This window comes from Halobacillus kuroshimensis DSM 18393 (genome assembly GCF_000425705.1).
In the GTDB taxonomy this organism is placed as follows: Bacteria; Bacillota; Bacilli; order Bacillales; family Halobacillaceae; genus Halobacillus; species Halobacillus kuroshimensis.
Map to the genome: position 1 here is coordinate 726642 of NZ_AUDY01000008.1, position 25402 is coordinate 752043.

At 47.2% G+C, this 25402-nt stretch carries 23 protein-coding genes; all 23 read left to right on the top strand.

Annotated elements, in window-relative coordinates; translation table 11 throughout:
* Position 1: 1 nt before the first annotated feature.
* The 23 genes from H615_RS0105680 to dapA all read left to right on the top strand — a co-directional run bounded on the left by H615_RS0105680 (position 2) and on the right by dapA (position 25339).
* Complete coding sequence (locus H615_RS0105680) at positions 2-799, top strand: phosphatidate cytidylyltransferase (RefSeq protein WP_027954237.1); 798 nt, start codon at positions 2-4, stop codon at positions 797-799.
* A gap of 19 nt (positions 800-818) precedes the next feature.
* Positions 819-1964, top strand: a complete 1146-nt coding sequence (locus H615_RS0105685; protein WP_027954238.1) for a 1-deoxy-D-xylulose-5-phosphate reductoisomerase — start codon at positions 819-821, stop codon at positions 1962-1964.
* A 16-nt stretch (positions 1965-1980) separates the two neighbouring features.
* Positions 1981-3237: an RIP metalloprotease RseP gene (rseP, locus tag H615_RS0105690; RefSeq protein ID WP_027954239.1), complete on the top strand. Its 1257-nt coding sequence runs from the start codon at positions 1981-1983 to the stop codon at positions 3235-3237.
* 87 nt (positions 3238-3324) lie between these two features.
* Positions 3325-5028 (top strand): proline--tRNA ligase, encoded by a 1704-nt coding sequence (locus H615_RS0105695; RefSeq protein WP_027954240.1) that lies wholly within the window; start codon positions 3325-3327, stop codon positions 5026-5028.
* A gap of 92 nt (positions 5029-5120) precedes the next feature.
* Positions 5121-9413: a PolC-type DNA polymerase III gene (locus tag H615_RS0105700; protein ID WP_027954241.1), complete on the top strand. Its 4293-nt coding sequence runs from the start codon at positions 5121-5123 to the stop codon at positions 9411-9413.
* A 320-nt stretch (positions 9414-9733) separates the two neighbouring features.
* Positions 9734-10207: a ribosome maturation factor RimP gene (gene rimP / locus H615_RS0105705; protein ID WP_027954242.1), complete on the top strand. Its 474-nt coding sequence runs from the start codon at positions 9734-9736 to the stop codon at positions 10205-10207.
* Positions 10208-10220: 13 nt separating this feature from the next.
* Positions 10221-11324, top strand: a complete 1104-nt coding sequence (nusA, locus tag H615_RS0105710) for a transcription termination factor NusA (protein WP_027954243.1) — start codon at positions 10221-10223, stop codon at positions 11322-11324.
* A gap of 14 nt (positions 11325-11338) precedes the next feature.
* On the top strand, positions 11339-11614 hold the full coding sequence (gene rnpM / locus H615_RS0105715; protein WP_027954244.1) for an RNase P modulator RnpM: 276 nt from the start codon (positions 11339-11341) through the stop codon (positions 11612-11614).
* Positions 11611-11925 carry a YlxQ family RNA-binding protein gene (locus tag H615_RS0105720; protein ID WP_027954245.1) on the top strand — a complete coding sequence of 105 codons (315 nt, stop codon included), beginning with the start codon at positions 11611-11613 and terminating at the stop codon, positions 11923-11925. Before rnpM ends, H615_RS0105720 begins: the two co-directional genes overlap by 4 nt.
* A gap of 7 nt (positions 11926-11932) precedes the next feature.
* A complete protein-coding gene (infB, locus tag H615_RS0105725) occupies positions 11933-13993 on the top strand; it encodes a translation initiation factor IF-2 (RefSeq protein WP_027954246.1) in 2061 nt (686 codons plus the stop codon).
* On the top strand, positions 13990-14268 hold the full coding sequence (locus H615_RS0105730; RefSeq protein ID WP_027954247.1) for a DUF503 domain-containing protein: 279 nt from the start codon (positions 13990-13992) through the stop codon (positions 14266-14268). Before infB ends, H615_RS0105730 begins: the two co-directional genes overlap by 4 nt.
* Before the next feature lie 27 nt (positions 14269-14295).
* A complete protein-coding gene (gene rbfA / locus H615_RS0105735) occupies positions 14296-14646 on the top strand; it encodes a 30S ribosome-binding factor RbfA (protein WP_027954248.1) in 351 nt (116 codons plus the stop codon).
* Positions 14647-14711: 65 nt separating this feature from the next.
* Positions 14712-15608 carry a tRNA pseudouridine(55) synthase TruB gene (gene truB / locus H615_RS0105740; RefSeq protein WP_027954249.1) on the top strand — a complete coding sequence of 299 codons (897 nt, stop codon included), beginning with the start codon at positions 14712-14714 and terminating at the stop codon, positions 15606-15608.
* A gap of 24 nt (positions 15609-15632) precedes the next feature.
* Positions 15633-16493, top strand: coding sequence for an FAD synthetase family protein (locus tag H615_RS20920; RefSeq protein WP_051254598.1), 861 nt, complete (start codon positions 15633-15635; stop codon positions 16491-16493).
* Between the two features lie 128 nt (positions 16494-16621).
* Complete coding sequence (gene rpsO, locus H615_RS0105750) at positions 16622-16891, top strand: 30S ribosomal protein S15 (protein ID WP_027954250.1); 270 nt, start codon at positions 16622-16624, stop codon at positions 16889-16891.
* 116 nt (positions 16892-17007) lie between these two features.
* Positions 17008-19134, top strand: a complete 2127-nt coding sequence (pnp, locus tag H615_RS0105755; RefSeq protein WP_027954251.1) for a polyribonucleotide nucleotidyltransferase — start codon at positions 17008-17010, stop codon at positions 19132-19134.
* Between the two features lie 142 nt (positions 19135-19276).
* A complete protein-coding gene (locus H615_RS0105760) occupies positions 19277-20197 on the top strand; it encodes a polysaccharide deacetylase family protein (RefSeq protein ID WP_027954252.1) in 921 nt (306 codons plus the stop codon).
* Between the two features lie 12 nt (positions 20198-20209).
* Entirely contained in the window at positions 20210-20443 is a 234-nt protein-coding gene (locus H615_RS0105765) for a YlmC/YmxH family sporulation protein (RefSeq protein WP_027954253.1), read from the top strand.
* A 110-nt stretch (positions 20444-20553) separates the two neighbouring features.
* Positions 20554-21450: a dipicolinic acid synthetase subunit A gene (gene dpaA, locus H615_RS0105770; RefSeq protein ID WP_027954254.1), complete on the top strand. Its 897-nt coding sequence runs from the start codon at positions 20554-20556 to the stop codon at positions 21448-21450.
* Positions 21450-22043 carry a dipicolinate synthase subunit B gene (locus H615_RS0105775; RefSeq protein WP_027954255.1) on the top strand — a complete coding sequence of 198 codons (594 nt, stop codon included), beginning with the start codon at positions 21450-21452 and terminating at the stop codon, positions 22041-22043. Before dpaA ends, H615_RS0105775 begins: the two co-directional genes overlap by 1 nt.
* 104 nt (positions 22044-22147) lie before the next feature.
* Positions 22148-23194: an aspartate-semialdehyde dehydrogenase gene (locus H615_RS0105780; protein WP_027954256.1), complete on the top strand. Its 1047-nt coding sequence runs from the start codon at positions 22148-22150 to the stop codon at positions 23192-23194.
* 25 nt (positions 23195-23219) lie between these two features.
* Entirely contained in the window at positions 23220-24461 is a 1242-nt protein-coding gene (gene dapG, locus H615_RS0105785; protein WP_027954257.1) for an aspartate kinase, read from the top strand.
* On the top strand, positions 24458-25339 hold the full coding sequence (gene dapA / locus H615_RS0105790) for a 4-hydroxy-tetrahydrodipicolinate synthase (protein WP_027954258.1): 882 nt from the start codon (positions 24458-24460) through the stop codon (positions 25337-25339). Before dapG ends, dapA begins: the two co-directional genes overlap by 4 nt.
* The last annotated feature ends 63 nt before the right edge of the window (positions 25340-25402 follow it).

Genomic DNA, 25402 nt, shown 5'->3' on the forward strand with positions numbered 1-25402 from the left:
AATGAAACAACGAACAATTACTGCTGTCGTAGCAGCACTTATTTTTATCCCGATCGTCCTCCTGGGGGGATGGCCGTTTAAAGCTTTTGTCTATTTCATAGCCAGTATCGCTCTGCTCGAGCTGATACGCATGAAAAAAATCGCCCGTTATTCGGTCGCTGCAGGTCTTGGTCTTGTCCTGATGTGGGCATTGATGTTTCCGTACGAAGTTTTTGATAAAGTGGTGGACGCCGATGATCTTGTAACCAAATCGGAGATCACTCTGTTGGCGGTCCTCGTCCTGCTGAGCTATACCGTTCTCGTGAAGAACCGGTTCACCTTTGATGATGCAGGGTTCCTGCTTCTCTCATCCATCTATATTGGCATGGGCTTCAATTACTTAATCGAGACAAGGGAAGCGGATTTGACGTACATTCTGTTCGCTTTATTCATCGTATGGGCGACGGACACAGGCGCCTATTTATTTGGAAGGTCATTCGGAAAACGTAAACTGTGGCCGCAGATCAGCCCTAAGAAAACGATTGAAGGCTCTGTCGGGGGTGTGGTCCTTGCCTGTGTCGTTGCATTTATTTTTCATCTGATACAACCCCTGGAGCATTCCTTGATTGTCGTTCTACTCGTAACAGTGCTCATATCTATTGCAGGACAAATTGGAGATCTAGTTGAATCAGCATTCAAGAGGCATTATGCAGTGAAGGACTCTGGAAAGATCCTTCCCGGGCATGGTGGTGTTCTCGACCGGTTTGACAGTTTAATATTTATTCTGCCGATTCTGCATTTGATCAACTTTATTCAGTAATCAAGAAGGGATGGGGAATATGAAACACATTTCATTATTAGGAGCGACAGGCTCCATCGGAATACAAACCCTGGATGTCATCAGACTCCACCCTGAACAATTTTCGCTGTACAGTATGGCTTTCGGCCGTAACGTTGAAAAAGCCGTTCCACTCATACAGGAATTCAAACCAGCAGTCATCGTTGTGCAGGACGAGGGTACGAAGCATCGTTTGAGCAGGGAAATCGATCATTCCCGCATTTTAACCGGCGGAGAAGGTTTAATTGAGGCCGCTTCTGCCGATGATGTGGATGTCGTCGTCAACGCTGTGATGGGAAGTATCGGTCTGCCGGCCACTTTAAAAGCGATTCAGGCCCGTAAACAAATTGCCATCGCCAATAAAGAAACCCTTGTAACCGCCGGTCATCTCGTTATGGCGGAAGCCAGGAAATACGGTGTGGAACTGCTTCCAGTGGACAGCGAGCATTCCGCGATATTCCAGGCTTTAAATGGCGAAAACAGGAAAGAAATTGAAAAATTGATTATTACAGCTTCCGGCGGCAGTTTTCGTGATAAATCGAGAGATGAATTGAAAGGCGTGACGGTGGAAGACGCGCTGAACCATCCTAACTGGAGCATGGGGGCGAAAATCACGATTGACTCAGCTTCCATGATGAACAAGGGACTGGAAGTTATTGAAGCCCACTGGCTTTTTCAAGTGCCTTATGAACAGATTCATGTTATTCTTCATAGGGAAAGCGTGATTCATTCCATGGTGGAGTACGTAGACAGGAATGTCATTGCCCAGCTGGGAACGCCTGACATGAAAGTGCCCATCCAGTACGCCTTGACTTATCCAAGCCGGATGGATCTTCCTATTACAAAGCATTTGAATTTAGAAGAAATTGCGACCCTGAATTTCGAGAAAATGGACATGGATCGTTTCCCATGCCTGCGCATGGCTTATGAAGCAGGCAGAGCAGGTGGATCGATGCCGGCCGTTTTGAACGCAGCGAATGAAGAAGCCGTGCAAATGTTTTTGGAAGGCCGAATTTCCTTCCTGGAAATCGAATCATACATCGAAGAAGCGTTGGAAAGGCATGACAAGATTCATAACCCGGACTTGTCTACCATAATTTCTATTGATGAGGAAACAAGGAAGAGAGTCCGTTTCCATTTAAATTAAAAGGAAGGTGCTTCATTTGACTACAGTGATTGCATTTATACTCATGTTCGGATTATTGGTGTTCGTCCATGAGTGGGGGCATCTCATATTTGCCAAACGGGCAGGTATGCTGGCGCGGGAGTTTGCCATCGGCTTCGGGCCGAAAATATATCATTTTAAGAAAAATGAAACCTTGTATACGATCCGCCTGCTTCCCATCGGGGGCTATGTCCGTGTAGCCGGGGAAGACCCTGAAATTGTAGAACTGAAAGCCGGTCATCATATCGGCCTGGAATTCAATAACGATGGGAAAGTAAATCGGATCATTGTGAATAACAAATCCAAGCATCCGGAAGCCCGTGTGATTGAAGTCGAAAAAGCGGATCTCGACCATCGGCTTGTTATTGAAGGTTATGAAGTGGATGAAGACGAAAAGCTGTTTTTTGAAGTCGATCCAAAAGCGATGTTTGTAATGGATGAAAATGAAACACAAATCGCTCCCTATAACCGCCAGTTTGCATCCAAAACTGTACCGCAGCGGGCGATGCAGCTCTTTGCCGGTCCAATGATGAATTTCGTCCTTGCGATTATCCTGTTTATGATCTTAGGTTTCATTCAAGGTGTGCCTTCAGATGAGGCCAAGCTTGGTGAAATTCAAAATGGCACACCAGCCCAGGAAGCTGGTTTGAAGGCCGGGGACGAAGTGACCGCTGTGGACGGGGAATCCGTCAGTACATGGGAGGAATTCACGGCTATCATCAGGGACCATCCCGGTGAAGAAGTTACATTAACGGTGGAACGTGAAGGATCCGTCCAGCAGATGAATGTAACCCCTGCGTCCATTGAAGACCGTGACATGACCATCGGCCAGGTGGGGGTAGCTAGAGCGTTTGAGGAATCGTTGACTGAAAAACTGACGTTTGGATTTACTCAGACGTATGAGTGGGCCGGGTTGATATTGACGAACCTTGGCAAACTCGTGACCGGCCAGTTTTCACTGGATATGCTTTCAGGTCCTGTCGGTATTTATGACGCTACGGACCAGGTTGTTCAGACAGGTTTCACCAATTTCGTCATGTGGACAGCCATCCTGAGCATTAACCTCGGGATCGTCAACCTTCTTCCGCTTCCTGCCCTTGATGGGGGCCGCCTGATTTTTGTCGGGCTTGAGGGCGTCAGAGGGAAGCCGATCGACCCGCAGAAGGAAGGTCTCGTCCATTTCATTGGATTTGCTCTTCTGATGCTGCTCATGCTGGTGGTAACATGGAACGATATTCAACGCTTATTCCTATGATGAATCCTACAGCTGGAAGTCTAAAGGCAACAGGCATTACCTGGACTTCCGGCTTTCTTTTATTAACATTGAATTGAGGTGTAGATGATGAGACAAAGTCATATGTTCATTCCTACTTTAAAAGAAAACCCAGCAGACGCTGACATTAAAAGCCATCAGCTTTTAGTCCGCGCCGGCTACATACGCCAGATTGCCTCGGGGATTTACAGTTTCCTTCCGATTGGGCAGCGTGTGCTGAGGAAAGTAGAAAATATTGTAAGAGAAGAAATGGAAAAAATCGGTGCTCACGAAATGGCTATGCCTGCTCTTGAACCTTCAGAACTATGGAAGGAAACCGGCCGCTGGTCCACCTTCGGCTCCGAGTTGATGCGCTTGAATGACCGTCACAACCGTGAATTTGCTCTTGGAGCGACGCATGAAGAGGTGATTACAAGCCTTGTTCGGCATGAGGTGAAAAGCTATAAGCAGCTTCCATTAACGGTTTTCCAAATACAGAATAAATTCCGTGACGAAGCACGCCCCCGGTTTGGACTGCTCCGAGGCCGTGAATTTTTAATGAAGGATGCCTACTCCTTTAACGAATCCTATGAGAGCCTTGACGAAACATACGAGAAGATGTTCCAGGCCTATTCCAACGTGTTTTCCCGTCTGGGCTTGAATTTCCGTGCAGTTATCGCTGATTCCGGTGCGATGGGCGGAAAAGATACGCATGAATTCATGGTCCTTTCCGAAGTCGGGGAAGATGTGATCGCCTATTCAGACACATCCCGTTATGCAGCGAATATAGAAATGGCACCTGTTACAGCTGTTTATGAAAAGTCTGCAGAAACTCCTATCGATATGAAGAAAGTCGAAACCCCGGGCTGTAAAACGATGCAGGAGGTTGCTGACTTTTTTGGACACCAGCTGGAGGAAGGCTTAAAAGCCATCCTGTTCAAAGTAGACGAGCAGTTTGTGCTGGCCGTCACAAGAGGAGATCATGAAGTCAACGATGTGAAACTGAAAAACCTTTATGATGCTGGTGTCGTAGAACTTGCATCAGCGGAGGATACGAAGCGTCTGATGGGTGCAGGATTCGGATCCCTGGGGCCTGTAGGAGTGCCGGAAGATGTGGATGTTGTAGCGGATGCAGCTGTTGAAGCTCTTGTGAACGTAACCTGTGGAGCCAACGAGGACGGATATCACTATAAAAATGCGACACCGGAAAAAGATTTCCACGTATCCCGCTATGCAGATCTCCGCTTCATTCAAGAAGGAGATCCTTCTCCTGACGGGGAAGGGGTTATCCAATTCGCCCGCGGCATCGAGGTTGGGCATGTCTTCAAACTTGGAGAATTCTATTCTCAGCGTATGAATGCCACCTTCCTCAATGACCAGGGGAAAGCGGAGACGATGATCATGGGATCTTATGGTATCGGTGTATCCCGGACACTCGCGGCTGTGGTAGAGCAGTATAATGATGACCGCGGCATCACGTGGCCGGCCAATGTTGCACCGTTCCAGGTTCATCTGCTTTCCATGAATCCGAAGAAGGAAGAGCAGAAGGAGCTTGCTGATCAATTGTATGACCAGCTGCTTGAATCCGGCATCGAAGTTTTATATGATGATCGTAAAGAAAGAGCCGGTGTTAAATTTGCCGACAGCGATTTATTTGGAATCCCGGTTCGTGTGACGGTTGGAAAACAAGCCGGTGAAGGAATTGTGGAAGTGAAAGAACGAGCGACTGGAGAGCAGAAGGAACTTTCCGCTTCAGAAATCGCAGACTATATAAAAAACTGGTACAAAGCTTAATTGTTTCACAGAAAATACCCTTGCTTGGGATAAGATGAGCAAGGGTATTTCCATGAATGAGCTAAGTCCTTATGGTAAAGGGAGGAATCACGATGAGTGTGAACAGTCAGGAGAAGATGCACTACTTACTGGAACAGATCCAGTTTCCTCATAATCTGATTGAACCTCATTTTAAAGAAAGCCGGATGGAGAAGCTGGTTGTATTCAAGGAGAAGAAAGCATGGCATTTTCATTTTGCTATGCAAAGGCCGCTTCCACCTTCTGTTTATGAGCTGTTCACAAGTAAATTGGTCCATGCCTTTCGTTCCATTGCTGAAGTAGACTGGACAATTGACACAGCGGATAAAGAACTGGCCGGTGAAGATATCGTAGAATACTGGCAGAACTTTATTAAGACGATGACAAACCTGACTCCGGGATACAAAGATCTGCTGTTGGAACAGCAGCCTGAAGTTAACGGGAACAAGATTATGTTAACTTGCAGGAATTTAGCTGAGAGCCATGCCGTACAGAAAAAGCTGGAAGAGCCTCTCAAGCAGTATGCGCAGCGTGCAGGTCTTCCTGCATTTGTTTTATCAACACAGGTTAAACATGAAAAAGACGAGATCAAGAGGTTTCAGGAAGAACGGCAGAAAGAAGATAAAATCCTTGTCCAGCAGGCTGTGAAGGAGCAGGAGGAGCGGGCGAAAGATAAGGACGATCAAAAGCCTAAAGGTCCGATTGAAATTGGTTATAAAATCCAGGATGATATCATCCCTATGGAAGAGATTCAGGAAGAAGAGAAGCGTATCGCTGTCCAGGGGTATGTGTTTGATGCAGAAGTGAAGGAACTCCGCTCAGGCCGGCACCTTCTGCTGCTGAAGGTCACGGATTACACCGATTCGTTCTCCATCAAAATGTTCTCCCGCGGCGATGATCATGCTGACATGTTCAAGCTTGTCCAGGCGGGAATGTGGATCAAAGCCCGCGGAGGCGTACAAACGGACAGCTTTACCAACGAGCTGACGATGATGGCCAATGATATCAACGAAGTGAAGCCGAAGCTGCGTCAGGACGAGGCACCTGAAGGAAAGAAACGAATTGAACTGCATGCCCATACGACAATGAGTGCCATGGATGCACCCGTGTCTCCATCCCGTCTGATTAAGCAGGCAGGGGACTGGGGCCATGAAGCAATTGCCATCACAGATCACGCTGTCGTTCAGGCTTATCCTGATGCCCATAGTGCAGGAGAAAAGAATGGGGTTAAAATCCTATACGGGGTTGAAGCCAACCTGGTTGATGATGGAGTGCCGATTGCCTATGGGGAGCAGGACCGCGATCTGGAGGATGCCTCTTATGTTGTTTTTGACGTTGAGACGACAGGTTTATCTGCTGTTTACGATAAAATCATTGAACTGGCAGCTGTCCGCATTCAAGGAGGAGAAATTGTCGACCGCTTCGAATCCTTCGCCAACCCTCATCATCCCCTGTCTCAGACGACCATTGATTTGACAGGGATTACGGATGATATGGTAAAGGATGCACCGGAAATCGAAGAAGTACTAAAGGATTTTCATACATGGACAGGGGATGACATTCTCGTTGCCCACAACGCAAGCTTTGATATGGGCTTCTTAAATGCCGGCTATCAGGCGATCGATCTTGGGAAAGCGGAAAACCCGGTCATCGATACGCTGGAGCTGGCCCGATTCCTTGTACCGGAACTTAAAAATCACCGGCTGAATACCCTTTGTAAGAAATTCGATATCGAGCTTACCCAGCACCACCGGGCTATTTACGATGCTGAAGCAACCGGTTACCTTTTGTGGAAACTTCTAAAGAGAGCCATGGAACGGGAGATTACCAATCACCAGAATTTGAACGACTATATGGGAGAAGGAAAAGCTTATCAACGCTCGAGACCTTCCCATGCCACACTGCTTGCGACGAATAGTACCGGCTTGAAAAACATTTACCGGCTGGTTTCTGAAGCGCATGTAAATTATTTCTACCGTGTGCCGCGGATTCCAAGATCGCTGCTTAAAAAGTATCGGGAAGGCATTCTTGTCGGATCCGGCTGTGATAAAGGTGAGGTCTTTGAAACGATTATGCAGAAATCGGAAGAAGAAGCTGAAAAAGTGGCCGATTTCTACGATTATATTGAAATACAGCCTCCGGGGAACTATTATCACCTTGTCGAAAAAGATCTCGTTCAGACAGAAGCACAGATCCTTGATATTCTGAAGCGTCTCACCGCTCTTGGCGAACGGCTCGGCAAAACAGTCGTGGCTACTGGGAATACACATTACCTTGAGCCTCATGAAAAGCAGTACCGTCAGATTCTCATATCGTCACAGAACGGAAATCCTTTAAACAGACAGACCCTTCCTGAGGTGCATTTTAAGACGACGAATGAAATGATCGATGAGCTTTCCTTCCTGGGAAAAGAAAAAGCTGAGGAACTCGTCGTAACGAATACACATAAAATCAATGATATGATCGGGGAAGTTTCCCCGGTGAAGGATGATCTCTATACACCGAACATTGAAGGAGCGGATCAGGAAATCCGTGAGATGTCCTATAACAAAGCGAGGAGCATCTATGGCGAATCCATCCCTCAGTTGATAGTGGACCGCTTGGAGAAGGAGCTCGACAGTATCATTGGAAACGGCTTTGCGGTCATCTATTTGATTTCACAAAAGCTTGTGACCAAATCCCTTGAAGACGGATACCTTGTTGGTTCACGGGGGTCGGTCGGCTCGTCCTTTGTTGCGACAATGACAGAAATCACCGAGGTCAACCCGCTACCTCCCCATTATGTCTGTCCGTCGTGCCAGTACAACGAATTCTTTACTGATGGTTCTGTCGGTAGTGGGTTTGACCTGGATGAAAAAGACTGCCCGGAATGCGGGACATCTTTAAAGAAAGACGGCCAGGACATTCCATTTGAAACCTTCCTTGGGTTCAAAGGGGATAAAGTCCCGGATATTGACTTGAACTTCTCCGGGGAATATCAGCCGCATGCGCACAATTATACGAAAGAGTTGTTCGGGGAGGATAACGTGTATCGTGCCGGAACGATTGGTACGATTGCTGAAAAGACTGCTTACGGCTATGTGAAGGGCTATGCCGGGGATCATCAGCTCCATTATAAGAACGCGGAGATAGACAGGCTTGTCCACGGATGCACAGGAGTCAAGCGGACGAGCGGTCAGCACCCTGGAGGAATCATCGTTGTACCGGATGATATGGAGATTTACGACTTTTCCCCCATCCAGTATCCGGCAGATGATACAAAATCCGAATGGAGAACAACGCACTTTGATTTCCACTCCATTCACGATAACCTCCTTAAGCTGGATATACTTGGACACGATGATCCGACCGTTATCCGTATGCTTCAGGATTTAAGTGGAATCGACCAGAAGGAGATTCCCGTCGACGACCCAGAAGTTATGAAAATCTTCAGCGGCCCTGAAGCCCTCGGAGTAACGGCGGACCAGATCATGTGTAAAACCGGAACTCTCGGTGTGCCTGAATTTGGTACACGTTTCGTAAGACAGATGCTCGAGGATACAAAGCCTAAAACCTTTGCCGAACTTGTTATCATTTCCGGTTTGTCTCACGGGACGGACGTATGGTTGGGAAATGCGGAACAGCTGATCAATGACGGCATTTGTACACTGCCCGAAGTTATCGGCTGCCGTGATGATATTATGGTGTATTTAATGCATAAGGGCCTTGATCCATCTCTTGCCTTTAAAATCATGGAATTTGTAAGGAAGGGACGCGGCCTGCAGGACGAATGGATTGAAGAAATGAAAAAACACGGGGTACCGGACTGGTATATTGATTCCTGTAAGAAGATCAAATACATGTTCCCGAAAGCCCACGCCGCCGCCTATGTCCTGATGGCCGTTCGGATCGCCTATTTTAAAGTCCATTACCCGATTTACTTTTATGCGGCATATTTCACCGTCCGTGCCAGCGATTTCGAACTGGAAACGATGATGAAGGGATCCGAAGCGATCCGTACCCGTATGAATGAAATTCAGAGCAAAGGGTTTGATGCGACACCGAAGGAGAAAAGTTTGATGACCGTGCTGGAAATTTCTCTTGAGATGTGTGAGCGTGGGTTCAGCTTTAAAAATGTGGACCTGTACAAATCAAGTGCTACGGACTTTTTAGTGGAAGGCAACCAGTTGATTCCACCATTCAATGCGGTTGACGGACTGGGTACAAACGCGGCCATTAACATTGTTCAGGCCCGCGGTGAAGGAGAATTCCTTTCCAAGCAGGATCTTAGAGAACGGAGCCGTATCTCCAAAACGGTTCTTGAGTATCTGGATAACTTCGGATGCCTGGAAGGAATGCCGGATGAAAACCAGCTCTCTCTTTTTTAGGGGCATGGTTTTCTCCATCATCTGCCCTCCGGTTGCAAACCATAGGCAGTTATGATATATTTTTTATGGTGAGAAGAGCGATAGGAACGCCGAAAGAGTGGGGGAACCCGCTCTTTTGTCATATTTCAGGCTCTTACTTTTGTGGAAACTTTTCAATGCAGCAGGGGCTTGTATGCCCGCGAAGAGAACCGCTATGATCCATGTCATAGCGGTTTCTCGTGGCCTCTGTGACTGGAAAGCACTGGTACTTAAATGAAATCAGCCCGACCATCTCATACTAAGGGAAACGAAACAATGAACAGGCCAAAGGAGGGAAAAGCATGAGCAATCATGTGACATCCGTAGCGGAACGTCTTGTCCAGCCAATCTTAAATGATATGAATTTGGAACTTGTCGACATCGAATACAAAAAAGAAGGACAGAACTGGTATCTGCGCGTCTTCATTGATAAGGAGGGCGGCGTTGATATTGAGGAATGCGGTCAAGTATCGGAGCAGCTGAGTGAGAAGCTGGATGATGAGGACCCTATTGATATCCCATATTTTCTAGAGGTTGCTTCTCCAGGAGCGGAACGTCCGTTGAAAACGGAAGCTGACTTTAAGAAGTATACCGGTCATTACGTTTATATGAAGCTGTATGAACCGATTGATGGGGAGAAGGAGTTTGAAGGGACACTGAAGTCTTTCGAAAATTCCACAGCTGTCGTAGAAATCCGTATAAAAACAAGAAAAAAACAGCTGGAAGTTCCTTATGAAAAGATAGCCAAAGCAAACCTAGCTGTTACGTTTAATTAAGGGGGAGAAATCGTTGAGTAGTGAACTATTTGATGCCATGGATTATCTGGAAAAGGAAAAAGGCATCGACAAGAATCTGTTATTGGAAGCGCTGGAAGCAGCACTTATCTCTGCTTATAAGAAAAACTTTAATTCCGCAACCAATGTTCGTGTGGATATTAATGAACAGGAAAGTACAATGAAGGTACTGGCGAGGAAAGAAATCGTAGAAGAAGTGATGGATCCCCAACAGGAAATTTCCCTTGAGGAAGCCAACGGAATCGATCCAAACTACGATATCGAAGACGTCATCGAAGTGGAAGTGACACCGATGGACTTCGGCCGGATCGCAGCTCAGGCGGCCAAGCAGGTGGTAACCCAGCGTGTCCGTGAAGCCGAGCGAGGCATCATTTACGGGGAGTACGTCGATCGTGAAGAAGATGTGATGACAGGAATCATCCAGCGAAAGGATCCTCGTTTTGTTTATGTAAACCTCGGTAAAATTGAAGCGCGCCTTCCTGAAGGTGAGCAGATGCCTACAGAAACGTATGAGGTTCACGATCGTTTGAAAGTATTTGTGACCAAAGTGGAAAACAGCAACAAAGGACCACATATTTACGTGTCCAGAACGCACCCGGGTCTGCTGAAGCGTTTGTTTGAAATGGAAGTACCTGAGATTTATGATGGCACTGTAGAAGTCATGAGTGTTGCCCGTGAAGCGGGGGACCGTTCCAAGATTTCTGTTTACGCCCAAGATCAGGATATTGATCCGGTTGGCTCCTGCGTTGGGCAGCGCGGGCAGCGCGTCCAAACCATCGTAAACGAATTGAAAGGTGAAAAGATTGATATTGTACAGTGGTCTGAGGATCCTGTTGAATATGTTTCCAATGCGCTGAGCCCTTCCAAAGTCGTTGAAGTTCTTGTCGACGAGGAAGATAAAGCGACAACCGTCATCGTTCCTGATTACCAGCTTTCCCTGGCTATCGGAAAACGCGGCCAGAATGCCCGTCTGGCAGCTAAGCTGACGGGATGGAAGATTGATATCAAGAGCGAAAGCGAAGCACGTGAACAAGGTCTTCTTTCTGAAACAGCGGAAGTAGAAAGTGACGACCTTGATGAAGATCTTTTAGAGGATTAAGGAGGGGGAAGACAATGACCCGTTCCAAAAAACAGCCGCTTCGGAAATGTGTCGTCACACAGGAGATGCTTCCGAAGCAGCAGTTAATCCGAGTCGTCCGTAATAAAGACGGAGAGGTATTCGTGGACGACACTGGAAAAATGAATGGCCGTGGGGCCTATGTAACTAAAAATCTGGATGTTATTGAGCAGGCAGAAAAACAACAGCTGCTGAACCGTCATTTAAAAGCTTCCGTAAGTAAGGAAGTTTATGAGGATCTCAAATCCAAAGTACAGGCGGATCCATCATGAGTGGAAGTTACTTGAACCTGATCGGTCTTGCCGTCCGTGCGGGGAAATGCACGTTTGGAGAAGAATCCATCGTTAAGGACATCCGTAAGCGGAAAGCCAAGCTGGTTCTGATTGCCAATGACACTGGAAAACAAACAAAGAAAAAGCTGACAGATAAATGCAGCTTTTATCAAGTACCCTGCTACGAGGTGGATGACAGAGAAGTTCTGTCACAGGCCGTCGGTAAAGCGGGGAGAGTCGCGATCGCAGTTCTGGATCAAGGATTTGCGAAAAAGTTGCAATCGCTGCTCGATGAATCTATTCGGGGGTGAAAGATATATGAGTAAAATGCGCGTATATGAATATGCCAAAAAGAACGAACTATCAAGTAAACAAGTGATTGAGAAACTCCAAAGCCTGAACATTGAAGTGAACAATCATATGTCTACATTAGAAGACGGATCAGCGGAAAAGCTGGATAAAGCGTTTGGGAAATCTGCAGGTAAACAGAAGCAGGATAACAAACGTGGAAATTCCAAGCCGAACAACAACAAAAAGCCGGGGAACCAGAAATCCCGCGGGAACAACCAGAAGAGGCAGAATCCTTCTTCCCAGCAGCAGGCTCCGAAAAAGCCGAAGAAGCAGCTGCCTGAAAAAATCACTTTTGTCGGCAGCTTAACCGTCGGTGAACTGGCGGAAAAACTAAGCAAGGACTCTTCTGAAATCATTAAGAAGCTGATGTTCCTTGGCGTTATGGCAACTAAAAACCAGGAATTGGATGCAGAATCCATTGAGTTGATCTGTGAAGAATTTGGTGTGGAAGTCGAGGAAGAAGTCGTGATTGATGAAACAGATATCGAAAATATGACTTTTGACGACGAACCGGAAGATCTTCGTGAACGTCCGGCTGTTGTAACGATCATGGGTCACGTTGACCATGGTAAAACGACACTTCTTGACCAGATCCGCAACACAAAGGTAACCGAAGGGGAAGCCGGCGGAATTACCCAGCATATCGGTGCCTATCAAATTGAAGAAAACGACAAGAAAATCACGTTCCTTGATACACCAGGACACGCCGCTTTCACAAGTATGCGTTCCCGTGGTGCACAAGTAACAGATATCGCCATTCTTGTGGTTGCAGCTGACGACGGGGTCATGCCGCAGACAAAAGAAGCGATCAGCCACGCCAAAGCAGCGGAAGTCCCGATCATCGTTGCTGTCAACAAAATGGACAAAGAAGGGGCCAATCCGGACCGCGTCATGCAGGAGCTTATGGAGTATGAGCTTATTTCTGAAGAGTACGGTGGAGAAACGATCTTCGTTAAAATGTCCGCCGTTCAGGGAGAAGGTATTGACGAGCTTCTTGAAATGATCGTTCTTGTTTCTGAAATGGAAGAACTGAAAGCGAACCCTGAACGTCATGCATACGGAACAGTTATTGAAGCAGAGCTTGATAAAGGACGTGGCCCAGTCGCTACCCTTCTTGTTCAAAATGGTACGCTGAACGTCAGCGATTCCATTGTTGTAGGTAACACATGGGGTCGTGTCAGAGCGATGGTCAACGATATTGGCCGCCGCGTGAAAACAGCAGGACCATCCACTCCAGTTGAGATTACCGGATTGAACAATGTTCCACAGGCCGGGGACCGTTTCCTTGTCTTCGATGACGAGAAGAAAGCCCGCTCCATCGGAGAAGCCCGTGCGCAGAAACAGCTGGAAGTCAACCGTGGCTCCAATGCTAAAGTAAGCCTTGAGGACTTGTTCAACCAAATCAAGCAGGGTGAAGTGAAGGAAATCAACTTGATCCTTAAAGGAGACGTTCAGGGTTCTGTAGAAGCACTGGCTGGATCTCTTGAGAAGATCGAAGTAGAAGGCGTGAAAGTTAAAATCATCCACACAGGTGTCGGTGCGATTACAGAATCTGATGTAAACCTTGCATCTGCGTCCAATGGAATCATTATTGGTTTCAACGTGCGTCCTGACGGGAATGCTAGAAAAGCAGCAGAATCTGAGGATGTAGAAATCCGTCTTCACAACATTATCTATAAAGTTATGGAAGAGATCGAAGCAGCGATGAAAGGGATGCTTGATCCTGAATTCGAAGAGAAAATCATCGGTCAGGTGGAGGTTCGTGAAATCTTCAAAGTATCCAAGATCGGTACCATTGCCGGTTCCTATGTTACAGACGGAAAGATCACACGTAACTCCGGCATCCGTGTCATCCGCGACGGTGTCGTCATTTATGAAGGTGAAATCGATGCGCTGAAGCGTTACAAAGATGATGCGAAAGAAGTGGCGCAGGGATATGAGTGTGGAATTACCATTAAGAACTTCAATGACCTTAAAATCGGCGACATCATTGAACCGTATGAAATGCAGGAAATTGAACGCAAATGATTATAAGCGCAGAAGTGGATTGCATAATCTATGATGCGCAGTCGTTGAAAAATAAGCGTGCTGTATTGAAAAGAATCAAAACGAGACTGCACAATGAATTCAATATCGCTGTCAGTGAACTGGAGTTTCAAAATCTCTGGCAGCGGACACGTCTCGGGCTGGTTACGATTGCCAGTGATAAAACCATCGCTGAGCAGACGATGCAGCAGGCGCTTACTTTCATCGATTCTTTTCCGGAAATTGAACGGACGGAAACACAGATTGAATGGCTGTGATGTTTTGTTTGGAAGAGGTGAATGAACATGAACGATTTACGTGCCAGCCGCGTAGGGGAGCAGATGAAAAAAGAGATGACTGACATCATCAGCAAGAAAATCAAAGATCCCCGCGTAGGTTTTGTCACGGTTACAGAAGTGAAAGTAACCGGTGATCTGCAGCAGGCAAAAGTATATATTTCCGTATTAGGGGACGACAAACAAAAGCATGATACGCTTGTAGGCCTTGCCAAAGCAAAAGGGTTTATCCGCTCTGAAATCGGGCAGCGGATCCGACTTCGGAAGACCCCGGAGATTATGTTTGAGTTTGACGAAGCCATCGAACGAGGAAATCGTATTGAAACGATTCTCCGCGATCTTAACGATACAGAAAGCTGATAGGAATCCGTGCTGCTACAGCACGGATTTATCTTTGAAAAAATAAGGATGCTGGAGGTGGGGGTATGGATGGAATTCTGCCGCTTTGGAAGCCGAAGGGCTTTACTTCCCATGACTGTGTAAGTAAGGCCCGCGGGATGCTGAAAACTAAGAAAATTGGACATACCGGAACACTGGACCCGGATGTGGAAGGAGTGCTTCCGCTCTGTGTCGGAAAAGCGACGAAAATCGTTCCTTTTCTTATGGATACAACGAAAGTATATGAGGCTGTCGTTACCCTTGGGTATGCAACGGACACGGAAGATGCCTCTGGAACGACTGTAGAAACAAGCAGGCTGGACCAGCAGCCGGGAATGCAGGATATAAATGAGGTTCTCGCCGCTTTTACAGGAGAGATCACTCAGACGCCTCCAATGTACTCGGCCGTCAAGGTGAATGGGAAAAAACTATATGAGTATGCACGTGAAGGAAAGACGGTTGAACGTCCTTCCAGAAAGGTATACATAAGTGAACTGCATGTAACTTCTTATGACGCGTCTCTTAAGGATGGTACGTATTCATTCGGCATTCGTGCCGTCTGCTCAAAGGGGACGTACATCCGGACGCTTTGTGTGGATATCGGAAAAGCGCTCGGTTTTCCGGCTCATATGAAGAGTCTCATACGCACAGAAACGGGGGACATTCATAAGGAGGACTGCTTCACTTTCGATGCCGTGCAGGAAGCAGTGGATCAAAACCGCGCTGACGAGCTGCTGCTGCCGCTTTCCAAAGGGCTCTCACATCTCCCGTCGATTGATGTTGACGAAGAAACGAGAGATATGGTTAAGCACGGCCGTGTCCTTGACGAACCTGATGATTTGGAAGCTGATACGTTTACGATTCAGCATGGACAGGAAGTTGCAGCAGTTTATCAAAAGCATCCTACGAAACCGGGGTACATCAAGCCGGTGAGAGTATTTTAAAATTTTGTAAAGCGGGTGACTGCAGTGGAGACCTTTTACTTAACTTATAAATCTGCTGGTTTTCCGGTTCCCGATCCCAATGTTATGGCCGTGGGCTTCTTTGACGGTATTCATAAAGGCCATCAGAAGGTTATTGAAGCAGCAGTGAACGAAGCAGGACGTACAGGGGTCCGCAGTTCGGTGATGACGTTTGATCCCCACCCCTCTGTTGTACTTGGGAAGGGGCGTCCGCACGTATCGTACATTACACCTGTTCAGGAAAAAGAACGTATCCTGAGCGCTATGGGCGTAGACTATTTGTTCATTGTAACTTTTGACAGGGAGCTCGCAGCCCTTTCCCCACAAGATTTTGTGGACCATTTTTTCGGATCATTACAAGTGACACATATTGCTGCAGGTTTTGATTTCACTTACGGCCACAAGGGGAAGGGCACGATGGACGATCTTCCACATTACGCAGACGGACGTTTTACACAAACGACTGTAGCCAAAGTGGAGGAGGATAAAGAAAAGGTCAGCTCGACGAGGATACGCGGCCTGTTGCAAACCGGACATATCCAGGAGATCAACCACCTTTTAGGGAGACCTTATTCTGTGGAAGGGGAAGTGTGGAGTTCCGGAAGCCGGAAAGTCCGCTTTACCCCTTCCAAACAGTATTTGTTTCCGGCGGCAGGGGAGTATTACTGTAAAATGCATATTCATAGGAAATCCCGCACCTGCCTTGTTACCGTTCCGGAACAGGCGGATGCCGGCTGGACAGCAGCTTTGCTTGATGAACGTCCATTGGAACAAAACACAGCGGCGCGCGTGCAGTTTTTTGCACCGACCGAAAGCGTGGAAGAGCCGGGAAATGAGGATGTTGAAAGATTTTTCGGCATAGAATAAGGGTTTCTCTTGCATTTCGCGACAAAAAATTGTACTCTTTAATATGGAACCTTCGCTTGGCGGTTCGTAACTCCGACGACCGCTCGGGGAATGGGAATTCTTAAATATTTACAGGAGGTGTAGTCAACATGGCTATCACACAGGAACGTAAACAGGAACTAATCAACGAGTACAAAACTCACGAAAACGACACAGGTTCTCCAGAGGTACAGATTGCTGTACTTACTGAGCAGATCACGACATTGAACGAGCACCTGCGCGCTCACAAGCAGGACCACCACTCCCGTCGCGGACTGCTTAAAATGGTAGGTAAGCGTCGTAACCTATTGAACTACCTTCGTAATAAGGACATTACACGTTACCGCGAGTTAATCAAGAGCCTTGGCTTGCGCCGTTAATGAATGGAAAAAGCGGGAGTATTCCCGCTTTTTCTGTATGTTTACATACAGAAGGGTGTAAACTTACAATAGTCCCTTCAGTTGAATTAGAGTTATTGAGAGGAGTTTAGTTCTTTATGGCAGAAGAAAAACAAGTGTTTTCGATTGATGTCGCCGGACGTACTTTTTCAGTGGAAATTGGTGAACTGGCGAAACAAGCGAATGGCGCAGCACTCATCCATTATGGTGATACAACGGTGCTTTCCACGGCAACTGGTTCAAAAGAACCGAAGGACCTGCCGTTTTTCCCTTTAACCGTAAATTATGAAGAGCGTTTGTATGCCGTTGGTAAAATTCCAGGCGGCTTTATTAAAAGAGAAGGGCGTCCAAGTGACAAGGCAGTTCTTGCCTCCCGTTTGATTGACCGCCCGATCCGTCCTCTTTTCCCTGACGGATACCGGAATGATGTACAGGTGATCAGCTCCGTGATGAGTGTGGATCAGGACTGTTCATCTGAAATGGCCGCAATGCTTGGATCATCTATTTCCCTTGGGATTTCAGATATTCCATTTGAAGGACCAATTGCCGGTGTCATCGTCGGCCGTGTTGATGGAGAATATGTAATCAACCCGACGGTGGAGCAGCAGGAGAAGAGTGATATCGACTTGACTGTTGCCGGTACGAAAGATGCCATCAACATGGTGGAAGCCGGAGCACAGGAAGTTTCCGAGGAGGACATGCTCGAAGCGATCATGTTCGGACATGAGGAAATCAAGCGTCTTGTAGCTTTCCAGGAAGAGATTGTTGCAGCGGCCGGCCGTGAAAAGATGGAGGTCAAGCTGTTCGATCTTGATGCAGAATTGAAAGCGAAAGTAGAAGAACAGGCGAAGGCTTCTCTTGTAGATGCTATTAAGACAGAAGAGAAAAAAGCCCGTGAAACTGCAATCGATCAAGTGAAAGCGGATATCACTGCGCTTTATGAAGAGCAGGAAGCTGATGAGGAAACATTGAAGCAGGTCGGCTCCATTCTTGACGACATGGTGAAGACCGAAGTACGCCGCCTGATCACAAAAGATAAAATCCGTCCGGATGGCCGTGGTGTCGATGAAATTCGTTCATTGTCCTCCCGTGTCGGGCTGCTGCCACGTACACATGGATCTGGATTGTTCACACGTGGACAGACTCAGGCATTAAGCGTATGTACACTTGGAGCTCTGGGGGATGTTCAAATCCTTGATGGTCTTGACCTTGAAGAGTCCAAGCGCTTTATGCACCATTACAACTTCCCTAAATTCTCTGTTGGTGAAACAGGACCCATCCGCGGACCGGGCCGTCGTGAAATTGGACATGGAGCTTTAGGTGAGCGTGCCCTTGAGGTTGTTATTCCATCAGAAAATGATTTCCCTTATACGATCCGTCTTGTGTCTGAAGTGCTCGAATCCAACGGCTCGACTTCTCAGGCAAGTATCTGTGCAAGTACTCTTGCGATGATGGATGCGGGTGTGCCGATTAAAGCACCAGTAGCCGGTATTGCTATGGGACTTGTGAAATCCGGCGAGGATTACACGATTCTTACAGACATTCAGGGTATGGAAGATGCTCTTGGTGATATGGACTTTAAAGTAGCTGGAACAGCTAAAGGTGTCACAGCTCTTCAAATGGACATTAAGATCGATGGTCTTTCAAGAGAAATCCTCGAAGAAGCTCTCGCGCAGGCGAAAAAAGGTCGTATGGAGATTCTTGAGTCTATGCTGGCTACGCTTCCGGAAACTCGTTCCGAGCTTTCTGAACATGCACCAAAGATCATGACGATGAAAATTAACCCTGACAAAATCCGTGACGTTATTGGACCAAGCGGAAAGCAGATTAACCAGATCATCGATGATACTGGCGTTAAAATCGATATTGAACAGGATGGGACAGTCTTTATTTCATCCACGGATGCCGGCATGAACGCAGCCGCTCAAAAAATCATTGAAGACATCGTCCGCGAAGTTGAAGTCGGTGAAGTTTACAATGGTAAAGTGAAGCGTATCGAAAAATTCGGAGCTTTCGTTGAACTCTTCAAAGGCAAAGAAGGACTCGTTCACATTTCTGAAATGGCTGAAGAACGCATCGGTAAAGTGGAGGATATCGTATCCATCGGAGACTTTATCAAAGTGAAAGTAAAAGAAATCGACAATCAAGGACGTATCAATCTGTCCCGTAAAGCTGTTCTGATCGATGAGAAAAAAGAACAGGAATCCAACGTCGAACAATCCTAAACATTAAAGAAAAGAAACTGGCTTGCCAGTCTCTTTTTTTTTGTCTTTTTTCCTATAAAAAAGAGTCAGAGGACCGTTCCTGTATTTTCTAAGGTCTAACATCCACCCTTCTTCCATACGATGATAACAGGGGGGATTGTCCATGAAGTTCCGAACCGTTGCGGCAGGTATTATCATTCTTTCTTTTTTAACAGGTGTGGGACTGGCTGTTCTTACAACAGATAAAAACGTCCCTGTCTATAAAGAAAGCTCCCTGTACCAAAAGATCCTGAATGAAAAAGACCGCTATGAACTAAAGGCGAAGGATGCTGTGATCGATTCGGTATGGAAAAAAACACCGGGGATCTCCGGGCGTGAGGTGGATGTTGAAGCTTCTTATCGGAAAATGAAAAAAGAAGGATCCTATAAAAAGGATCACTTGGTATATAAGATGACCCGCCCGGATGTGTCCCTTGATGATCTCCCTCCTGCACCGATATACAGAGGACATCCTGATAAAAAAGCGGTCTCGCTTTTCATCAACGTATCATGGGGAGAGGAGTACATTCCGGAAATGATTGACGTGTTGAATAAACACCAGGCTAAAGCCGCCTTTTTTATTGACGGGGCATTTGCCAATGAGTTTCCTCATTTAATACAGATGATTGAGGAAGAGGGGCATACCATTGGAAGTCATGGATACGGACATAAGGATATGGGGCGGATGTCAAGAGCCGAGGCTGCAGATAATTTGAAGCAGGCGGATGATATTCTCTTTGCTTTAACAAAGCAGAAAATAGAATATTTTGCTCCTCCATCCGGCAGTTTTCATATGGAAACCGTGGAGGCGGCAGATGAACTCGGGATGGAGACGATGTTATGGACCGTGGATACGATTGACTGGCAGAAACCAAGCAAAGACGTTCTTGTCACCCGGGTGCTCAATAAAGTACATAACGGAGCAACGATTCTGATGCATCCGACACAGGTGACGGTTGACAGTCTGCCTCAGCTTATGGAAGGCATCCGCAAAAAAGGGCTGCAGATCTCGGACCTTCCGAAAATGTTAAGTGAAGAAAGATAGGAGGGCGTAGGGATGAGAATGAAGGCTATGGCAAAGAAAGAAGTCATTGATGTAGATAACGGGGAGAAACTCGGGGTTTTGGGACGTGCAGATTTGATTATTGATCCGGATACCGGCCGGATCATTTCGCTTGTCATTTTAAATCATGGGGTAATTGGAATTGGGTCTTCCAAGCGGGAAATGACGATTGATTGGGAACAGATACAAACAATCGGAGAGCATACGATTCTATTGAAAAGAAAGTGATGGGCCGCAGCGTGTGCTGCGGCTTTTTTTGTTGGTGGTTGAAATCACTAACTCCGCATTCCGGCATAGGATACAAGGAGATAAGACATTAGAAAAAGGAGACATCCGGGATGCTAACAGGATACCATATTGCAGTTATTGGTGGCGATGCCCGGCAGATTGAGCTGATAAGGAAGCTTAATGAATGGGGTGCTGCCGTTTATCTTGCAGGATTCGACCAACTGAATGAAAGCTTCAGGGAAGCTGTCGATCTTGATCTTGATAGTAAGCAGGTAGAACAGCTCGATGCCATCATTCTTCCCGTACCTGGAACGGATGGGAATGGAAATATAGAGGGGATTTTCTCCAATCAGTTGATTCAATTAAAGGAAGAGTGGTTAAAGAAAACACCTCCTCACTGTCAGATTTATACCGGAATCGCCAACGAACACTTATACACACTGGCAGAACGTGCGGACAGGAAATTAATCCCTCTTATGGACCGGGACGATGTAGCGATCTACAACTCCATCCCTACTGTAGAGGGGACATTGATGCTTGTTATCCAGCATACAGACTTCACTATTCACGGGTCGAAAGTAATCGTGCTTGGACTCGGGCGCGTCGGGATGAGTCTGGCCCGCACTTTTCATCACTTAGGCGCCGACGTCAGCGTCGGTGTAAGAACAACGAGCAGCGCAGCGCGGGTGTATGAAATGGGGCTGACACCGATTGATATGAAACGGCTGGAAGGCAGAGACATGTCTTGTGACATCCTGATCAATACAATTCCGTCACAAGTCGTTACACCGGGGATCATTAAACAGCTTCCTTCGCATGCGTTGATCCTGGATCTCGCTTCCAAGCCCGGAGGAACGGATTTCCGATACGCCGATAAGCGCGGGATTAGAGCACTGCTGGCTCCGGGCCTCCCTGGTATTGTGGCACCGAAAACAGCAGGCCGGATCATTGCTGATGTCGTTTCCAGGCTGATCCAGGATCATTCCAGAAAGGAAAATGAAGCATGATAAACTTAAAAGGCAGAGTCATTGGATTTGGATTAACCGGTTCCCATTGTACGTACCATGAAGTTTTCCCAGTAATGCAGGAACTGGTCGATATGGGGGCCACCGTTGTTCCGGTGTTATCCTATACGGTTCAAAAAACAGATACGCGTTTCGGGGAAGCCGCGGATCATCTGAAGAAGATTGAAGAAATTACAGGGGAAAAACCGATCATGACCATTCCGGATGCGGAGCCACTCGGGCCTAAGCGGCCGCTTGACTGTATGGTCATTGCCCCATTAACCGGGAATTCCACAAGTAAACTAGCCAATGCTTTAACGGATTCTCCTGTGCTGATGGCAGCTAAAGCCACTCTCCGTAATGAAAGCCCCGTCGTGCTGGCCGTGTCGACAAATGATGCGCTCGGACTGAACGGCATCAACGTGATGCGCCTGATGGCTACGAAGAATATTTATTTCGTTCCGCTCGGTCAGGATCATCCATATAAAAAGCCGAATTCCCTTGTAGCGGATATGACCTTGATTCCGGAAACCATTGAAGCAGCTCTGGAAGGGAAGCAACGGCAGCCTGTCCTGATAGAAAGATATCCAAATTAATTAAAAGTTTCTTTTCAGTGATTCTTCCATTTATGATAAAATAACAAAAATAGTGACATGTTTTACTATTCTTACAATAAATCAGCGAAGAAAGGGTGCCGAAGATGAATGATACAAACCAATACAATGTAGCCGTCGTAGGAGCAACCGGAGCGGTAGGCTTGAAAATGCTCGAAACTCTGGAAGACAGGGATTTTCCTATTGGAGAACTTAAACTCCTTTCTTCCAGCCGATCTGCCGGACAGAAATTAACGTTCAAAGGCAGAGAATATGTCGTGGAGGAAGCTGTACCTGAGAGTTTTGATGATGTGGATATCGCATTGTTCTCTGCGGGGGGATCGGTTTCTAAAAAGTTCGCCCCTGAAGCTGTAGACAGAGGCGCAGTCGTCATTGATAATACCAGTGCATACCGGATGGCAGAAGGTGTACCGCTGGTCGTGCCGGAAGTGAATGAAGCGGATATTCAAAAACATAAAGGCATCATTGCCAATCCCAACTGTTCAACGATCCAAATGGTTGCTGCACTCGAGCCGGTAAGAAAGCAGCTCGGCCTCAGCCGGGTGATTGTTTCCACCTACCAGGCAGTATCCGGTGCGGGTAATGAAGCTGCTGATGAGCTGAGGGAACAGTCGATGGACTTTTTGAATGGCGAGGATTTAAAAGCAGAAATCCTTCCGGTAAAAGGAGACGAAAAGCATTTTCCAATCGCCTTCAATGCGCTGCCGCAAATTGACGTTTTTCAGGAAAACGGGTATACCTTTGAAGAAATGAAAATGATCAATGAAACGAAGAAAATCATGCATGCCCCGGATTTATCTGTCGCGGCAACGTGTGTGCGTCTTCCGTTCTTTACTTCCCATGCAGAAAGTGTCTATGTTGAGGTGGAACAGTCTGGAGTGAGCGTTCAGGATATTCAGAACCTGCTGAAACAGGCACCCGGTATCACACTTGAGGATGACCCTTCCACCCAGACATATCCGACACCGCTGACAGCTGCCGGTAAAAGAGATGTATTTGTAGGAAGAGTCCGGAAAGATCTTGACCACGAGAAAGGGTTCCATATGTGGGTTGTTTCTGACAATCTCCTGAAAGGTGCTGCATGGAATTCCGTTCAGATTGCAGAGCGTCTCGTTGCTAATCAATGGCTGTAAACTTCTTATGAGTTGAGGTGGCCGAATGAAATTGATTGTACAAAAGTTCGGAGGAACATCAGTCCGGGATCTGGAAAGCAGATCCCGGGCTGTCCATCATGTGAAAAAAGCGTTGAATGAGGGAAGTAAAGTAGTTGTGACCGTGTCTGCTATGGGGCGCAAGGGGAGTCCTTATGCCACGGATACGCTGTTAAGCCTGATTCATTTTCCGGATATTGATGTCTCACCAAGGGAACAGGATTTGTTGATGTCCTGTGGGGAGATTATCTCCTCGATTGTGTTTTGTCATGAATTGTGCAAAGAAGGGATCAAAGCGGTATCCTTGACTGGAGCTCAGGCTGGAATCGTTACCAATGATGATTTTACAAAAGCAAAAATCACGCAAATGAACCCCGGGCGCATTTACAGAGAATTGAAACAGGTGGATGTCGTTGTCGTCGCAGGATTCCAAGGGCAGACGCTTCAGGGAGAGACAACGACGATCGGCCGAGGAGGCAGTGATACAACAGCTGCTGCACTGGGAGCCTCACTTCAGGCGGAGTACATCGATATATTCACAGATGTGGAAGGGATTATGACCGCAGACCCGAGGCTTGTCGAAGGTGCCCGGCCCCTCCCGAGTATTACGTACAATGAAATCTGCAACCTGGCTTATCAAGGAGCTAAAGTCATCCATCCCCGTGCAGTTGAAATTGCCATGCATGCGAAAGTCCCCATCCGGGTGAGATCGACCTATTCCGATGCCCCGGGTACATTGGTGACGGGTTTGAAAGACCATGCATCCGGCCGTGATCTAATAGAAAGAACGGTGACCGGGATTGCCCATATCAACGGGCTCACTCAAATCAAAGTTCAGTCCAAGGAAGACCCTTCCAAACTTCAATCCGATGTCTTCAAATCGATGGCATCCGCCAACATTTCTGTCGACTTCATTAATATCTCTCCAAGTGGCGTTCTCTACACCATCAGCGACCTCTACACGAACAAAGCCCGCCGGATTCTGCAGGAAATCGGTTACGAACCGGAAATTCGGGAAGGGTGTGCGAAAGTATCCACAGTCGGGGCCGGCATTACCGGAATTCCCGGCGTCACAGCTGACATCGTTCAAGCACTGACAGACAAGGGAATTCAAATTCTTCAGTCCGCAGATTCCCATACCACCATCTGGGTTCTGATAAAAGAAGAACATCTGATCCAGGCTGTCAATGCCCTTCATGACGTCTTTCAGCTGAGTCATACAACAAGAAAGGGAGAAATGCAGCCATGAGTTTTGGGAAAGTTTTAACGGCTATGGTCACTCCTTTTGATGAACAAAACCGGGTGGATTTTCATCAAACCTCCATCCTTATTGAACACCTCATAAGCAGCGGCTCCGACGGCCTTGTCGTAACGGGGACCACAGGAGAATCTCCGACGCTGACCCGAAGTGAAAAGATTTCCTTATGGAAGCATGTCGTCCAGGTCGTTCATAAGCGAATTCCAGTCATCGCAGGCACAGGCAGCAACAACACGATGGATACGATTGAAATGTCCCGTCAGGCAGAGGCGGCAGGCGTTGATGCAGTTATGCTCGTAGCTCCGTATTATAACAAACCGGATCAGGAAGGGCTGTATCGTCACTTCAAAGCTGCAGCCGAATCCGTCTCCCTCCCGGTTATGGTTTACAATGTACCCGGGCGGTCTGTAACAAAAATAGATCCGGATACGGTCGTCAGGCTTTCGAAAATCAGCAACATAACGTCGGTGAAGGAGGCATCCGGTGACCTCAATGCCATTGCCTCCATCGTATCCCGCACAGCCCCCGGATTTGATGTGTACAGTGGTGATGATCATTTGACACTGCCGGCCTATGTGATTGGTGCTGCAGGCATCATTTCAGTAGCATCACACGTCATTGGAGATGAAATGCAGCGGATGCTTCGTTTGTTCGACCTTGGAAGAGGTCGGAAAGCAGGAGCCCTCCATCGGGAACTGCTTCCTATTTTTGAAGGCATGTTCTCAGCGCCTTCCCCTGCACCCGTGAAAGCAGCCCTGCGCTGTATAGGTATTGAAACCGGCGGTGTGAGGCTTCCGCTCCGTGCGTTGACGGATGAGGAAGAGAAAGGTATCCAAACACTGCTGGATCATTCTTCTTTGCAGAGCTGACCGGCTGACATGCCGGTCTTTTTCGTTTCCTATTCGGATTCCGCTAACGCAGCATTGGAATCT